The following is a 16292-nucleotide window of genomic DNA, read 5'->3' as shown; positions in this document are numbered from 1 at the left end:
TCTATTAAAATAGGTGAAAAAAACTAATCCATCTGTTGAAAAACGAAACCCAAATCTCCTGCGTAATAAGCGTTGCTCACGCTTGTCGGAAACGCTTGTGTCGTTCCCGACGCCCAGTTGTAACCTTCAATCACGAAATTTCCAGCGGTGATGGGATAGTTGGTAGGTGCGTTTCCGGTTTTTGTGCGGTTGTACCAGTCATTTGAGTTGAAAGTGATCGCGTATTTGCCATCTTTCTGTAGCGTCAAAGGGTCCATCGTTTCTTTTTTTTCGGTATTGGCAACCACATTTGAGATATTCACGGTTCTCAAAACAGTTTTTGCCTCAGCGTCCCAAATTGTCACACGCAAAGTAGTTGCATTATCAGGAATATTCACGGTAATCGCATTAATTTTACCTTTCACTTTTGGGGTAAAACGCAACCCAAATTCGTAGCTTCCGGCGTTGATGAAATTGGTTGTGGTTTGGTTGAAACCCGAATTGGCAACATATGCTGCGAGCGGATTTTCTTCGGCATATACTTTTGCCGGTGCTGCAACTTCGTCTTCCTCTTTACTGCATCCGATGATCGTGGATATTGCGAATAAAGCCATAAAAATTCTTGTGTTCATAAGATTTGTTTGATTATTTATAATGCAAATCTATCTCAGCGCACAGTTTTTTATTTCAGGGAAATCACGGTTTTTGGTTGGGAGAAAAACGGAAATTTACTGTTAAAAGTTTTATTTGTTAATTGAGAAAACATTTAAACTCAGCAATCTTCGGATAGTTTTTATCGTTGTAATTGTAGGTGAATGTCTTGTTTTCAAAATTTATAAGCTGATTGTTTACAAAATATCTTCTGGAGTATTTTCTGTAATTGTTTGGTGAAAATCTAATGAAAAACTGATCTTCAAACGGAACCTGTAAATTGAAAAATGGGTTTTTATAACTGTCATAATCAGAATATTCAATTACCGTCTTTGTTTCGTAATTTGGATTTGTAGGATTTGAAGTTGTAGTGATCACAGATAAAACATTGCCGTTTGTATCGTAACTGACGGCAGTGTTTCCGTTCAGGTCAAGATTGTTCATGCTGTCATAATTTTTAATCACAACAGAATTAATCCAGTCTGTAGAGTTATAACTATATTCAAAAGTCTTTTTGCTGCTCAAGTTATCAGTAAGATTTGTATTGACAATTTCCTTTTTAGACAATCGACCATTACTGTAGCTCAGATATTCTATCGTCTGAAAATTTGTATAATCAGGCTGACCGACAATTTTTGATGGCTTACCGTTGATGTATTCAATCTGCGTTGTAGATTTTAATTCTGTATTGTATGTATTTGAATTTCCAGATTGAATAATAGTAAAATCTAATTTTTTGATTAGATCGTTATTGCTGTTATAAATAAATTCGGAAGTAAACAAAGATTGACCAGTAACATTAATTGTAGCCGGATTAAACTTTGTAACCAGACACTTTTCAATCTTTTCACCTTCGTCCGTGTTGTCTCCACAAGCTGAAAGTGCAATCAGTGCGATAAAAAGGTAAATGTATTTTTTCATAATTTTATTCTAAACCAGTTTCAGATAATTTTTATTCTTCACGAGCCACAAACCGATGAAAGTCAGCAAACCGTTTAAAACAATCAGTTCTACACCAATTCTGTAATCCGTATAAGTCGTCACAGAATAATTAATTAAATAGGTGAGAACCGGTGCCAGAAGCGTCACGGCAAGAATAGAATATTTTTTTGAGATTTTAAATTTGGTGAAAATTCCGAAAGCAAAAAGTCCGAGAAGTGGTCCGTATGTGTAACCTGCGATTTCCATGATGAGGTAAACAATTGATTTGTCATCCATCGCTTTGAAAACCATAATCAGAATAAAAAATACGATCGTGAAAGTCAAATGAACTTTCATTCTGAGATGTTTTTTCTCTTTTTCGTTTCTTGTTTTATCTTCATTTAAATTTAATAAATCAACACAATACGAGCTCGTAACTGCCGTTAAAGCACCATCCGCAGAAGGAAAAAGCGCAGAAATTAGTCCAATAATGAAGATCACCGAGATGGTCATCGGAAAATATCCGTTAAGCGATAAAGCAGGAAAAAGATCGTCGCCCATGATGTTTTTGATATCTCCGGCAGCATCTTTAAATCCGAAAATACTTGTTACCGTTTCTGACTTTTCAAAACCATATTCTGCGCCGTTCTGTAAAGCAAAAAGATACAGCAAACCGCCAAGGAAGAGAAAAGCGAGATTCACAAAAAGGAGTGTTCCGGCGAATGTGAGCATATTTTTCTTCGAATTCTGAAGATTATCTACTGAAATATTTTTCTGCATCATTTCCTGATCGAGTCCGGTCATGGCGATGGTGATGAAAATTCCGCCGATAATTGTTTTCAGGAAAAACGTTTTCGAATTGGGATCGAGATTTATGAAATGTGTATAATTTTTCTGCTCGAGAATTGTGTACGCTTCGCCAAATGAAAGATTTAAATTAGATAAAATAAAGACGATGCATGCGATAAGACTGATGATCATAAAAGAAGTCTGAAGCGTATCGGTAATTACAATCGTTTTTACGCCGCCTTCAAAAGTATACAGCAAAACCATCAGCAAAAGTACGGCAGCCGTTACCCAGAAAGGAACACCGAGATTTTCAAGGAGGAAAATCTGAAGCACATTAACAACCAAATACAGCCGCGCCGTTGCGCCGATTGCCCGAGAAACGATGAAAAAAACTGAACCGATTTTATGAGCTTCCACATTGAAACGTCTGCCAAGATATGTGTAGATCGAGGTCAGATTCATTTTATAATAGAGCGGAAGAAGTATGGCCGCGACGATGAAATAGCCGATAAAAAAGCCAATCACCATCATGTAATATTCAAAACCGCCAAATTTATATTCGCCGCCAGTCATTTTTCCGACCGTACCGGGAACGGAGATAAAAGTAACGCCGCTGAGACTGGTACCAATCATCCCGAAAGCCACCAGCCACCATTTGCTTTTTTTGTTTCCGATAAAAAACGACTGGTTATCAGAATTTCGGCTGGTAAAATAGGAGATCACCAAAAGGCCGACAAAATAGACAAATACGAAGAGCAGAAGTACAGTTCCGGGGTTCATGCTGAGGTTTTAAATTTCAGCAAATATAGTTTTTTTGGAAAAGGAAAAGTAGAAGCGGTAAGAAGTTTGAAGCGCGAAGCTGATACAGAAAAATCTACAGCGTTTCAGATTTAACATTATTAAATTTTGTACGCTGTAGATTAATTCTGATTATTTTGTAAGGTGATCATTTACAGAACATCCTGCAAATCTTTGTTTTTATGAAATGTCGCTTTAGCAAACGGACAGAGCGGAATAATTTTCACACCTTTTTCGCGGGCAAAATCAACAGCTTTTATGAGCATTTCTTTTCCCACGCCCTGGCCGCCAAATTCATCTTCAACCTCGGTATGATCGATGATAAAACGATCTTCGCCAGCCCATGTATACGTTATCAAACCTGCTTTTTTACCATCTACAGAAGCTTCAAAACTTCCGTTCTTTTCATTGTTGTTCTGTTTTACATCTATCATTTTTATATAATTTTTGTCTGAATTTCTATCTCGTTAGTTAAAATTTTATGCACCGGGCACGCATCTGCGATTTTGTGAAGTTTTGCCAAGTCCATTTCCGAGAGACTGCTACCTGCAAAATCAATAATGCGTTTAAAAACCGCAACTTTGGTAAGTGGGAAGTTTTCAAGTTCTACCGAAACGTGTATGGTTTCCACATTCCAGCTTTTCCGGTCGATATACATCCGAAGCGTCGCTGCCGTACAGCTTGCCAGCGATGTAGCCAAAATTTCGTACGGATTAAAACCTTTATTCTGTCCGCCGCTTTCGATGGGTTCATCGGTAATCAGCGAATTTTCGCCGGCAATGACTTCCGTGTAATATTTAGATTTTCCTAAAGTGGCTTTTACCTTAACTGCCATATTTTTTATTTAAATTAAAGTGCAGTTGCAGATTTAAATCTTTCAATTTTGTCCTGTAAATCTTTCAGCATCTCTGGATTGATTACGCCATTTTCAAGATCAAAATTTTCATAAAATTTCGGTAGGGAAAATGTTTCTTTAACATCGGCGCCAAACATAGGAAAGAATTTCTGTGCTTCCGCCATTACATTTCCGCCACCATATCCGCCGGGAGAAGTGCTCATCAGAAGCATCGGTTTGTTCTGGAAAACTTTGACATCGATTCGCGAAGCCCAGTCGAAAATATTCTTAAAAGCTGCAGAATACGATCGGTTGTGTTCAGCCAGCGAACAGATAATTATGTCGCTCGCGGCAATTTCGCTCAGAAACTTTTTCGCTTCTTCGGGAAAGCCATTTTTCTCTCTATCTACCGAAAAGACGGGCATTTCAAAATCATTAAGATTAATGAAATTTATTTCGTGTTCTGAGAAACTTTTTAAAGCAAATTTTACCAGTTCGCGGTTGATGCTCGTGGAAGAATTGCTTCCGGCAAAGGCAAATATTTTCATTGTTTTTTTTGGTTTAAAATAGCTTTCGGTAAAGGTACAAATTCGTTTTCGTCGCCTGCGACAAGCGGAAAAGCATCGTAGTTCTGATCGTACCAGTCTGTTTTTGCCTGCTCGATTATTTCTTTGTCAGAATTTACAAAATTCCAAAACATAAAACGTTCTTCGTCAAAAGGCTCACCACCAAAAAGATAAACAGTTGCATCTTCGCTCATTTCAAATTCACAGAGTTTGGTGTTTTTTGCAATTAACAGCTGTTTCGAACCGTACTTATTATCTTCAATCGTGACGGTTCCATCTAAAACATACATTGCCGCTTCGCCATACAAATCTTTTCCGAGACTTATTTTTTGTGCTTTTTCAGTTTTAATCTCAATAAAGAAAAGTCTGCTGTGAACCGGGACAGGTGATTTTTTACTGAAAGCTTCGCCGGCAATCAGTTTATAATGTACGCCGTTTTCTTGCCAGGCAGGAAGTTCCTGCGCTTCTATATGATGAAAAGTAGGCTCTGTCTGCTCCAGATTTTTTGGCAAACCAACCCAGATCTGAAAACCGTGAAGTTTTTTATCAGTCGTTCTGAGATATTCCGGAGTTCTTTCTGAGTGTACAACTCCTTTGCCTGCAGTCATCCAGTTTACCGCGCCAGGTTTTATTTCAAGTGCACTTCCCAAACTGTCACGATGAAAAATTGATCCTTCAAAAAGATAAGTCAAGGTAGATAAACCGATATGCGGATGCGGCGGAACGTCAAGATTCTGATAATCTTTTAATTCGGCAGGTCCTATGTGATCGATAAAAACAAAAGGGCCGACTGCTCTTTTTTCCCGGAAAGGTAAAAGCCTTCCTACCAGAAAATTGCCGATATCGGCAGATTTTTCCTCAATAATTAACCCAATATTTGACATGATGTTTTCAGTTTTTTTATTAATTGTAAGCTAATATACTTAAAATTTAAAAAAGTAGACGAGGTATACAGACCAGGAAAATGATCAGAAATTGAAAGAAATTTAGTTTTTAATCATTTGAATTCATGTTTTTTCCGTCGGAAACATGGAGTCTCTGGAATACAAAAGATGAAATAATGGTTAGAATTCCCACAGTGAAAAACGTATATCTAAAGGCATTGTGTGTTTCGCTGTCAAGAACCCACGGACTGTTTTGATAGAGTTTTAAAACAATCAAACCAAACGCAATCCCAAATCCGACCGCAAGCTGCTGATTTACCGAAAGCAGAGAATTGCCGCTGCTGGTCTGGAAATTCCGTAGATCGGCAATCGAAATTGTATTCATGGCAGTAAACTGTATCGAATTAAAAAAGCCGAGAATCGCCAAAATCGGTACAAACCAGTAAATCGAGCTGTGGGCGTTTGGGAAGCCGAGAAGGCAAATCAAAGTTCCAATAATAATGGTGTTGACCATCAGCGTTCGCCGGAAACCGAATTTATTTAAAATTTTAATCACAAACGATTTCCCGAACATTGCTGTAAGTGCCATCGGAGCAATAATCCACCCGGAAATAACCGCTGACTGGCCATAGGAAATTTGTATCATCAAAGGTAAAAGCAAAGGCACAGCGCTGATTCCTAATCTTGTTGCTAAATTTCCTACAATGCCCACGCGGAAAGTCCTTACCTGAAATAGATTTAACGGAAAAATAGGATTGTGACCTTTTTTTGCATGACGGTAATAATAATACAGGAAAACAAAACCGAGAATAAAAACCAGCAAAACGGGCGTGATATTTTGAAGTCCGCCAAACAATTCGAGTGCAAATGAGAGCAGAAGTGAGGCTGCAGCAAAGATCAGAAAGCCTTTCAGGTCAAAATCGGTTTCCCGGGAGTTGAAATTAGGCATGTATTTATAACCTAAAAAAATCCCAAGCGCGCCAATCGGTACATTAATAAGAAAAATCCAGTGCCAGGAAAGATAATCGACCATGTATCCACCGACGAGCGGTCCCAGAACAGGCCCGATCAGCGCTGGAACAATTGCAAAATTCATGGCTTTTAATATTTCGTTCCGGTCGAAAGTTTTAATTAAAGCTAATTTTCCGACAGGCGTCATCAAACTTCCGCCAACTCCCTGGAGGATTCTGGAAATCACCAGTTGCGTAAGATTTTGTGAAAGCGCACAGAAAATTGATCCTAAACTGAAAAGCACCAGAGAAAAAATAAAAACTTTTCTCGTTCCAAAACGGTCGGCTAAAAATCCGCTTGCAGGCATAAAAACGGCAAGCGTGAGAACATAACTGATGATCGCATTCTGCATATCCAGCGGCGATTCTTTCAGGTCTTTTGCAATGGCGGGAAGAGAAGTATTGAGAATCGTCGAATCCAGCATCTGCATAAAAATCGCAGTAGCAAGAATGAGTGGAAGAACTTTTTTTACCGTCTGGCGCGGTGATGTGAGTGGTGACATATATGCTGTTTGCCTCAAATGATTTTTGAGTCTTACTAAAATAAAAAAGTCCTGTGAATTATCACAGGACTTTCATGTTTATTTTCTTGGTTTTTCAACCCCGATCCAGTCTTCGCCGGTTTTCTTTACCTGGCTCAGCGTGAAGGTTTTGAAGTCATCCGTTTTGTATTCTATATTATCCTGATTCTGCTCGAAAGGCATAATGTAGAAGAAGTCTTTATCGGTTTTATCGGTTCTTGTGCCTTTTTTTACGGTTGGCATAAACTTCGTTTCAAACTTATATTTAGGAAGATACTGTTTCAAAGACGCGTAGAATTTTTTATCTTTTTCGCTTGGCACAATATCTACGATATCATATTCGTCTTTTTTCTTATTTACCCAAAGGTAATAGTTTTTCTCCTCACCGGTTTTCTTGTTTAACGAAGTGAAACCAAAAAACTCTTTCGGGACAAGCTCTTTTATACGTTCAGCATCAACCTTTGTGAAATATTCTCCCTGAGAAGGATCTACATAAGATTCAAGATTGTACAGAAGAACCTCGTTGTTTGCGAATTTTTTATTTTTAAAATACTGATCGAGGGAAAGTTCAGCAGTTTTTCTTAGCTCTTTTCCTTTGTCGTCAAGCTTTTTTGTAGGATTTTGCGGATTTACTTTTTTCACAAACTCGTACAAAACAACAGGTTTTACATCTTTCAGGTGAGGAAACGTTTTCAGCTGTTCAGCTTTTACAAGCCAGTAATATTGCTGATAGTAATCTTCTTTATCAGCATCTTTCACTTTTTTATAAGAAAGGGCGAGTTTTTTAGAATTTAGAAATTTTCCGTATTTGCCCTGTCCGAAAGCGAAACTTACGGATAACAGTACAAATAAAATAGTCATGTTTCTTTTCATGTTGCAGCAAAAATTTTTAATTTTTCAAATATAATTATTTATATGATAATAACTTTAAAACTTAGTTAAATTCTCAAAAGATAATTGCACCAGTTGAGGAGTTTTTCAGTTTAATCTAAATCTTTCAGAAATATGCTAAAAAATAGCTTCCAAAAATCTCTTGATGTTACACTAAATTAAAATTGTTATTTTCAAAAAAATCAATATTAATCGGCTAAAGCTTGCGTTTCTAAAAAAAAGTTTTTATGTTTGTGACTCGAAATAATTTTTTTTCATCATTTGTGTTTTTACCTTCCCGAAACTTTGGTTTCGGGAAGGTTTTGTTTTATTCAGATCCCAGAAGCGCTCCGGTTACATTCCATGCGCTGAAGCTTCCGCCTTCGGGCTCACCTTGCGGAATTTTAACCTGAATACTGTGTTTTCCCGCTTTCAAATCTCCCAATGAAATAAAATTCGGATTGGTAACCGTTCCCGGGCACCAGTTTGATCGGCTCAGATCCGAAGACGAAAGTCCATCAGGAAAATTTCCCGAAGCTGGATTGTAAAGTCTGTAAGAGCCACATTCTGTGCGCCATGGCACGAATGAAAAAACTTTTTTGCCATCGATGAAAATGCTGTTTTCTTTCTGTATAAATTCGTCGCCGTTTTCCCAGCCGCCGTGTCCCGTCGTGATGTAGCGAAGCGATGCATTTTTAAGATCTTTTATCAGTGTAAAATCTACCGTGAGGCCTTTTTCACTGTTAAACATTGTCGAATATTCCTGTCCGGCCATTTCCAAAACATTTGTCGTCGTAAATAGCGGAATCAACTTATTATTTTTGTTGACAATCTGTTCGCTTTTATGAATCGTAATATCCAGACTTACTTTATGACCGCCTTTATCGTAATTTCCTATGAAAGTGCCGATCCAGATTTCTTTATCTGCTAAAGAAGGTTTCAGTTCTGTAATGTCCTGTCTGAAAGGACTTACCGTTTCCCAGGTTTTATCTTTCAGTTGAAGATTATTAAATTTATTTACACCAAAAGAAGTAAAAAACCGCATCATTTCCACAATCGGAAGATAATTTTCGGTTGATGTAACACCATAATACTGTTTGCTGTTTCCGTTTTCAAAAAGCGGTAAAGTTTTCACGCCTTTTTCCAAACCGTCGAAAAATGACTGCGATTTTTCCTGCGGAATAAAGAAAACGCTTCCCGTTCGGTCGTACGCGTCACCGTTAGACTGCTGTTTGAGTTCGACAAATATATTTTCACCTTCACTGATTTTCGGAAATTTTATCTTTCTCAAAATCACGGTTCCATTCGCAAATCTTTTTACAGAATCATTCGATTTTGATTCGTCGGAGAAATTGATTATTTCGTTTTCAAAAACTTTTAAAGTCACAAAACGGCTTTTCCAAATGCGGTCTTTGTAGCTTAAAAGATCAAGATTTTTCGCTTTCGTTTGTGCTAAATTTTCGATGCCGGTTTTCTTTACTTTTTTAATGGAAACTGCTGTTGTCGCTGCATTTCCGTTGCGCTCGATTTCTAAAACCAAACCTAAATTTTGCCCAAGACTTGACGGTCCGCCTTTAATATTCAGATCATTTGTATACCATACTTCAATCGTATTTGAATTGATTTTTGTGACTGCTTTTTTGCAGAGATAACCGAGGATTTTCTTGGTTTCGGGTTTCATTTCAAAAGTCTGCTTGCCAACCGATTCGGCATCCGATGTCGAAATAACTTCATTAGGTTTTAGATAACCGTACGCGACAATCGTGTTCGAAGGTTTCTCAATTTTCGTTGCCTCAAAAGGATATTCAAATTTCTGCTCTTTTATTTTCTTACTGACAATCCAGTTTTCACGCTCGTTTACAAAAACAATTGTCGGATTTTCATTGGGCTGCACCTTTCCGTTTGACGAAGTCGAATATTGGATTTCGTATGTTTGCGAATGCGCAAAAAAGCACGAAAAAAACAGAAAACTGCTGAGTAGAAGTTTAGTCATTGGTTTTTTTAGATTTAAGCAAAGGTAAATCTTTAGCCAACAAAAAACTACTCCAAAAAATAGAGTAGTTGAGATATATTTAAAGAAAAAATCTTACGCTATACGCTCGATCAAAGCCATGTAAAAGCCGTCGTAGCCTTCGCTCGGCATTACTTTTTCTTCTTTCAGTAATTTGTAATCTGGGTTGTTTTTCAAAAACTCTGCAACCTGCTCGTTGTTCTCAGAAGGGAGAATTGAGCACGTGGCATACACCATTTTTCCACCCACTTTAATAATTTTACAGTAATCCTGAATAATCTGCTGCTGTTCTTTTTTGATACGGTCGATAAATTCCTGATCGATTTTCCATTTACTGTCTGGGTTTCTTTTCAAAACGCCAAGACCCGAGCAAGGCGCGTCGATCAGCAAACGGTCGGCTTTCTCATGAAGTCGCTTAATGACTTTATTGTCAGCAATCACACGCGTTTCGATGTTATGAGCTCCGGCTCTTTTTGCGCGGCGTTTCAGCTCGGCTAATTTCCATTCGTATAAATCGAGCGCGATAATCTGACCTTTATTTCCCATCAAAGCAGCGATGTGAAGTGTTTTTCCACCGGCACCGGCACAAACGTCAACCACACGCTGACCTTCTTTTACATCAAGAAAATATGCGATTTTCTGCGATGAAGCATCCTGAACTTCAAAAAGTCCATCTTTAAAAGCGGAGGTAAGAAAAACGTTTTTCTTTTCTTCAAGTTCCACCGCATCGGGATAATTTCTCACACTATGCGACACGATATTTTCTTCGGCAAGATCTGCAATCAGTTCTTTTGTTGAGGTTTTTAATGTGTTTGCACGCAAAACTGTCGATGCGCGTTCGTTAAGCGCCCGCATTTCTTTTTCCCAGTTTGCCCCAAGTTCTTTTTCTAAAGTTTCCACCAACCAATCTGGAATCGAATGTTCAATAGATTTCGTAGGGACGGTTCCTTTCTTCAGTTTTGTTGTAATATCTGCTACTTTTATGCCTTCAAATTCTTCAAATCTTTTGAATCTGGTATCGCTCCAAAGGCAGTACGCGATGATTAACTTATAAATATTGCTGGGTTTCACGCCTTCCCCCATATAATATTCCAGGCGTTTTTTCCAGCGGATAATGTTGTAGAAAATCTCAGAAACCACCGCACGATCCTGGCTTCCCCATTTTCTGTTGGCTTTCAAAAGTCTTTCGATTACCTTGTCGGCATATTTATTTTTCTCGAAAAAAGTTTCCTGTAAAGCATCGTGAATTCCGATCGCCAAATTTCTGTGAATCAATTCCATAATTGCAGTGTGCTGTTTTGAACCCGCAAAAATACAATTTTTTACCGGAATTTTTCATTTTAATATTTTACAGCTAGTTCTGTTTTAAATCATTAAGTCGAAAACCTAAAGAAAACTATCTTTGCAAAAACAATTACCATGAGCGATCTTGTACTTTGCCCGAAATGTCAGTCAGAATTTACCTATCCAGATGATAATGGAATGGTGTGTTCGCAGTGTTTCTACGAATGGAATCCTAAGGAAGAATCGGCAGAAAACAGTATCGAAGGAAAAATTTTAGATGCAAACGGAAACGAACTGCAGGACGGCGATTCGGTGGTTGTTGTTAAAGATCTTCCTGTAAAAGGCGCTCCAAAACCGGTGAAAGCGGGAACGAAAGTGAAAAATATCCGTTTGAGACCCGACAGCGATCATAATATTGACTGTAAAATAGAAGGTTTCGGTTCTATGGCTTTAAAATCTGAGTTTGTTAAAAAAGCCTGATTCAGCTATTTACTAAAAAATAATCTCTACTGCACATATCTTAGTAATTGATTACTTAAACATCACTTACTGAGTGATTAAAATGCTTATTGTAGAAGATCGTCCGGAGCTCGCGTCCAGTATTTCCGATTACTTTAAAAAAAAGATGATATCTGCGAAATCGCGACGACAAAAGAGACGCTTGATAACAAAATTTGGGGTTTAGACGAAGGCGCCGACGATTATATTACCAAACCTTTTGCGCTTCCCCAGCTTCCCGCAAGAATAAGAGTGCTTTACTGCAGAAAAACCAAAGACATTTACCACCGTCTGGCTTTAATGAAATTTTTATCAAACCTGAATCTAAAGATTGGTGAAATATTTGGATAAAAACTAAATTGCAGCAGAAGGTGATGTTGGCAATCAAGGAAATTTTACTGCTTATCGTAATGGATAATTTTCTCAGCAATGCAAAACATCACAATTTCCACAACTTGTTTATAATTAAACACTCAAATATTGTATGAACACGCAAACTTCTACACACAGCATCAGTACAGGTGAGAGAATAAAAGCCATCATTGGAGGTTCTGTCGGAAATCTCGTAGAATGGTACGACTGGTACGCGTATGCGGCGTTTTCGATTTATTTTTCGAATTCTTTTTTTCCGGATTCTGATATGACGGCGCAGTTGCTGAATACTGCAGGTATTTTCGCTGTAGGATTTTTGATGAGACCTTTTGGAGGTTGGATGTTCGGAAGTATTGCCGACAAAATCGGCCGTAAAAAAGCAATGACATTATCTGTTCTTTTAATGTCTTTCGGGTCTTTGCTTATTGCACTTACGCCCACTTACGAAACAATTGGTGTTCTCGCACCGATACTTTTGCTTGCCGCGCGGCTTCTTCAGGGTTTGAGCGTTGGCGGTGAATATGGCGTTTCGGCAACGTATCTCAGCGAAATGGCTAGTGAGGAAAGGCGTGGTTTTTATTCGAGTTTTCAGTATGTAACGTTGATTGGCGGACAGCTGATAGCGCTGGGAATTCAGCTGATTTTGCAGAAACTCCTTCTTACCGAAACGCAGCTTGAAGACTGGGGATGGAGAATTCCTTTCGTCATCGGTGCTACACTTTCTGTGATCGCTTTATATTTGAGATCAAACCTTCATGAAACTGAAGCTTTTGAAAATAAAAAAGATACCAAAAAAGACAACAGAGGAAGCATCAAAGAACTTTTGAAACATCCAAAAGCATTGGTTACTGTGATCGGACTTACACTCGGCGGAACCTTAGCTTTCTATACGTATACAACATATATGCAGAAATTTCTGGTGAATACCGTTCATCTTACCAAAGAGCAGTCAACATTGATTTCATTTATTTCTCTGTTTATTTTTGCCTGTCTGCAGCCGGTTTTCGGCGGACTTTCAGACAAAATTGGTAGAAGACCGCTGCTTTTAGGATTCGGGATTTTAGGAACGATTTGTACAGTTCCTTTGCTTACCGCGCTGAGCCACACCACTTCTATGTGGATGTCATTCCTGTATATTATGATCGCATTGATTATTGTGAGCGGCTATACTTCGATAAACGCGATTGTGAAAGCCGAACTTTTCCCTTCAGAAGTGAGAGCATTGGGTGTCGGTCTGCCGTACGCACTCACGGTAGCTGTCTTTGGCGGAACTGCGGAATATATTGCGCTACTCTTCAAGCAGGCGAACGTAGAACATTACTTTTTCTGGTACATTACCGTTTGTATTTCCTTTTCTTTAATCGTTTACGTAAGAATGAAAGACACGAAAGAAACTTCAAAACTCAATGAAGATATTAAATAATACGGTCAGATAAGCATAAAAAACCTCTTTTTCGGAGGCGCTTTTTTTCTCTTTATTTGATGATAATATCTGTTTTAATTTTTAAACGAGATATTCACTCGTCCTGAAATTTTTTCGTCTGTGTAAAGAATCAGCGTTTTATTTCTGACTAAAATTTTATTCCAGAAATAATTTCCGGCAAAACGGCTTTCCAGAACTTCAGCTTCAAAACCATTTTCTGAAAGCACGATTTCGTTTGGAAAATACGCCGGTTTTTTAAGTTTAAAAATAGAAATTTCTTCTTCCGAAAAAAGATTTACTTCCCCGAAAAGCGTGGCTACATAATGACTTTCCGGGTTTTTATACACTGATTCTGCATCGCCTTTCTGCACAACTTTTCCTTCTTTTAAAATCACAATTTCATCAAGCCAAGGAAGAAGATCCTGCAACTCATGCGTAGAAATAATCAGCGTGATTTTATTCTTTTTTACATAATCAAAAAGCCGGTCGCGAAGCTCAATTTTTCGCGCAAAATCAAGATTGCTAAACGGTTCATCCAACAAAAGAAGTTTCGGCATCACAGAAAGTGCACGCGCAATCGCCACACGCTGTTGCTGTCCGCCACTTAGTTTTTTAGGCAAAGTTGAAGAAAATTCGGTCAGTCCAACGACATCGAGCAACTCGGAAACCGTTTCTTTTTTCTCCTTTAAATTAATGTTAGAAATAAATTTCCCGACATTTTCTGCGACCGTTGCGTAAGGCATCAGATCAAAATTCTGGGCAACGAGTTTCATCTGAGATTCGCCGGGCACGAGATTTCCTTTTGGGCCGAGAAGTTTCGTGTTTTCAAAATATATTTCACCTTTTTCCCAGTCAAGAAGTCCGTAAATGAGGCTGAGAAGCGTAGATTTTCCACAACCGCTTTCTCCGGCTAGCGCGATTATTTTTTCGCGTTCTATCTCCAGCGAAAAATCTTCAAATAGAACTTGGTCTCTCTGATGCGAAAAGTGCAGATGATCGATCTTTAAAAGCATACGCAAAAATACGGTTTTTCCGTGTGCATGGCATATTTTTAGTAAATTAGCGGAGACTTAAAAATTAATTTCTGATGATTAAAAATATACTTCTTTTCACTTTTTCCGCGGCTTTTTTTTCTTTGATTTTCGTTTCATGTAATAAAGAAAAAACGCATAAATCTGAGACGAATTTAGCGGAAAACAAAACCGGAAGCGATATTTACACGCTGGAAACCGACGCAAGCAAAATAGAATGGCGCGGTTATAAGATTTTCAAATCTGAAAATCTGGCGCATTTTGGAACGGTTCCTTTTAAAAATGGAGAGATCTCAGCAGAAAATGGGAAACTGATCAGCGGAAAATTAACAGTGGATGTAAATTCGATTGTTTCGGAAGATCTTCAGAATGATCCGGCACAGATGCAGAAACTTATCGGTCATCTGAAAAGCAAAGATTTTTTTGAGACAGAAAAATATCCCGACGCAACTTTTGAAATTACAAAAACAGCCCAGATGGCAGAAGGCGATTACAACACGCTTCTCAGCGGAAATTTAACGATAAAAGACAAGACAAATCCGGTGCAGTTTCGCGCGAATATTTCTTTGAAAGGCGATGAGATAAGCATTCGTACCGAACCATTTGATATTAACCGAAAAGAGTTTAATCTGAATTTCAACAGTCCGGCAGAAAACGGCGTGATAAAAGACGAAATGACACTTCAGGTGAATATCAAAGCGAAAAAGTAATAAAAGTTTGCTTGAAAATGTATTAATCTGCCTGCGAAAAGGCAGATTTTTTTATGACTTTTGAACAGGATTTTTCACTTGGAAATCAGTATTTTTGCAGCAGATTTTTTTTGAAAGGGAATATAATGACAGATAAAATAGAAGATTTACTGCTCGAGGTTAATAATTTCAACGCCACTTCGAAAGATGAGGTGGAGAATTTCAGAATCCGTTTTAATGGTAAAAAGGGTGTTTTGAATGACTTTTACGAGTTTTTGAAAACCGTTCCCAACGATCAGAAAAAAGCTTTCGGGCAAAAGATCAATTCACTGAAAGTGGCGGTTAATACGAAGCTGGAAGATTTAAAAAATGCTTCTCAGTCGACGTTGATTTTGGAGAAAGAAGATCTTACCAGACCTGGTTTTCCAATGAATCTTGGTTCACGTCACCCGATCAATTTGGTAAAAAAAAGAATCATTGATATTTTTAAATCAATCGGTTTTGCCGTAGCCGACGGCCCGGAAATTGAGGATGACTGGCATAATTTCACGGCTTTAAATTTACCTGAATACCATCCTGCGCGCGATATGCAGGATACATTTTTCATCGAGCAAAATCCGGATATTTTACTGAGAACGCATACGTCTTCGGTACAGATTCGCTACATGGAAAACAACGAGCCGCCGATCCGGATTCTTTCTCCGGGAAGGGTTTTCAGAAATGAAGCAATTTCTTCGCGCTCGCACTGTATTTTCCATCAGATCGAAGGTTTATATATCGACGAAAATGTGAGTTTTGCAGATTTAAAACAGACGATTCAGTTTTTCACGACTGAGCTTTTCGGGAAATCTAAAATCAGACTCCGGCCTTCTTATTTTCCTTTTACAGAGCCGAGTGCCGAGATTGATGTGTACTGGGGACTGAATTCTGAAACCGATTACCGCATCACAAAAGGAACAGGATGGCTGGAAATTATGGGTTGCGGAATGGTAGATCCTGCCGTTTTGAAGAATGTAAATATCGATTCTGAAAAATATTCCGGTTATGCATTTGGGATGGGAATCGAGAGAATCACGATGCTGCTTTATCAAATGAGCGACATCAGAATGTTTTTTGAAAACGACATTCGCACACTGGAACAGTTTAAAAGTTTATAAATA

16 protein-coding genes are annotated in these 16292 nt (G+C 38.3%); 4 read left to right on the top strand and 12 right to left on the bottom strand.

All coding sequences use genetic code 11. The annotated features are described in order from the left end of the window. Positions 1 to 23 precede the first annotated feature (23 nt). The 11 genes from ASG01_RS12580 to ASG01_RS12530 all read right to left on the bottom strand — a co-directional run bounded on the left by ASG01_RS12580 (position 24) and on the right by ASG01_RS12530 (position 11116). Positions 24 to 611: a DUF4082 domain-containing protein gene (locus ASG01_RS12580; RefSeq protein ID WP_055864134.1), complete on the bottom strand. Its 588-nt coding sequence runs from the start codon at positions 609 to 611 to the stop codon at positions 24 to 26. A 118-nt stretch (positions 612 to 729) separates the two neighbouring features. After that, the gene (locus tag ASG01_RS12575) at positions 730 to 1551 is read right to left on the bottom strand and encodes a hypothetical protein (protein ID WP_055864132.1); all 822 of its coding nucleotides are present in this window, start codon (positions 1549 to 1551) and stop codon (positions 730 to 732) included. A gap of 9 nt (positions 1552 to 1560) precedes the next feature. Then, a complete protein-coding gene (locus ASG01_RS12570) occupies positions 1561 to 3120 on the bottom strand; it encodes a sodium:solute symporter (RefSeq protein ID WP_055864130.1) in 1560 nt (519 codons plus the stop codon). A 170-nt stretch (positions 3121 to 3290) separates the two neighbouring features. Continuing rightward, positions 3291 to 3572, bottom strand: coding sequence for a GNAT family N-acetyltransferase (locus tag ASG01_RS12565; protein WP_185097239.1), 282 nt, complete (start codon positions 3570 to 3572; stop codon positions 3291 to 3293). 2 nt (positions 3573 to 3574) lie between these two features. Continuing rightward, on the bottom strand, positions 3575 to 3973 hold the full coding sequence (locus ASG01_RS12560; protein ID WP_055864128.1) for an OsmC family protein: 399 nt from the start codon (positions 3971 to 3973) through the stop codon (positions 3575 to 3577). 14 nt (positions 3974 to 3987) lie between these two features. After that, positions 3988 to 4521 carry an NADPH-dependent FMN reductase gene (locus ASG01_RS12555; protein ID WP_055864126.1) on the bottom strand — a complete coding sequence of 178 codons (534 nt, stop codon included), beginning with the start codon at positions 4519 to 4521 and terminating at the stop codon, positions 3988 to 3990. Continuing rightward, positions 4518 to 5423, bottom strand: a complete 906-nt coding sequence (locus ASG01_RS12550; protein WP_055864125.1) for a pirin family protein — start codon at positions 5421 to 5423, stop codon at positions 4518 to 4520. Before ASG01_RS12550 ends, ASG01_RS12555 begins: the two co-directional genes overlap by 4 nt. Positions 5424 to 5532: 109 nt before the next feature. Then, complete coding sequence (locus tag ASG01_RS12545; protein ID WP_055864123.1) at positions 5533 to 6936, bottom strand: MFS transporter; 1404 nt, start codon at positions 6934 to 6936, stop codon at positions 5533 to 5535. A 78-nt stretch (positions 6937 to 7014) separates the two neighbouring features. Beyond that, entirely contained in the window at positions 7015 to 7827 is an 813-nt protein-coding gene (locus tag ASG01_RS12540; protein ID WP_055864121.1) for a hypothetical protein, read from the bottom strand. Positions 7828 to 8152: 325 nt separating this feature from the next. Continuing rightward, the gene (locus ASG01_RS12535; RefSeq protein WP_055864119.1) at positions 8153 to 9817 is read right to left on the bottom strand and encodes a GLPGLI family protein; all 1665 of its coding nucleotides are present in this window, start codon (positions 9815 to 9817) and stop codon (positions 8153 to 8155) included. A 93-nt stretch (positions 9818 to 9910) separates the two neighbouring features. After that, the gene (locus ASG01_RS12530) at positions 9911 to 11116 is read right to left on the bottom strand and encodes an RsmB/NOP family class I SAM-dependent RNA methyltransferase (RefSeq protein WP_055864117.1); all 1206 of its coding nucleotides are present in this window, start codon (positions 11114 to 11116) and stop codon (positions 9911 to 9913) included. 138 nt (positions 11117 to 11254) lie between these two features. Here ASG01_RS12530 and ASG01_RS12525 point away from each other — a divergent pair, with 138 nt between their 5' ends. Both ASG01_RS12525 and ASG01_RS12520 read left to right on the top strand, forming a co-directional pair. Then, complete coding sequence (locus tag ASG01_RS12525) at positions 11255 to 11599, top strand: zinc ribbon domain-containing protein YjdM (protein ID WP_055864115.1); 345 nt, start codon at positions 11255 to 11257, stop codon at positions 11597 to 11599. Between the two features lie 502 nt (positions 11600 to 12101). Continuing rightward, positions 12102 to 13412 (top strand): MFS transporter, encoded by a 1311-nt coding sequence (locus ASG01_RS12520; protein ID WP_055864113.1) that lies wholly within the window; start codon positions 12102 to 12104, stop codon positions 13410 to 13412. Between the two features lie 74 nt (positions 13413 to 13486). On the opposite strand, the gene ASG01_RS12515 is transcribed toward ASG01_RS12520, so the two are convergent. Next, the gene (locus ASG01_RS12515; RefSeq protein WP_055864111.1) at positions 13487 to 14425 is read right to left on the bottom strand and encodes a sulfate/molybdate ABC transporter ATP-binding protein; all 939 of its coding nucleotides are present in this window, start codon (positions 14423 to 14425) and stop codon (positions 13487 to 13489) included. Between the two features lie 74 nt (positions 14426 to 14499). Here ASG01_RS12515 and ASG01_RS12510 point away from each other — a divergent pair, with 74 nt between their 5' ends. Both ASG01_RS12510 and pheS read left to right on the top strand, forming a co-directional pair. After that, on the top strand, positions 14500 to 15153 hold the full coding sequence (locus ASG01_RS12510) for a YceI family protein (RefSeq protein WP_055864110.1): 654 nt from the start codon (positions 14500 to 14502) through the stop codon (positions 15151 to 15153). A 125-nt stretch (positions 15154 to 15278) separates the two neighbouring features. Beyond that, the gene (pheS, locus tag ASG01_RS12505; protein ID WP_055864301.1) at positions 15279 to 16289 is read left to right on the top strand and encodes a phenylalanine--tRNA ligase subunit alpha; all 1011 of its coding nucleotides are present in this window, start codon (positions 15279 to 15281) and stop codon (positions 16287 to 16289) included. The last annotated feature ends 3 nt before the right edge of the window (positions 16290 to 16292 follow it).

The sequence above is a fragment of the Chryseobacterium sp. Leaf180 genome, assembly GCF_001424585.1.
In the GTDB taxonomy this organism is placed as follows: Bacteria; Bacteroidota; Bacteroidia; order Flavobacteriales; family Weeksellaceae; genus Chryseobacterium.
The sequence above is the reverse complement of the archived record's forward strand: the minus strand, read 5'-3'. Positions and strand labels throughout refer to the sequence as shown.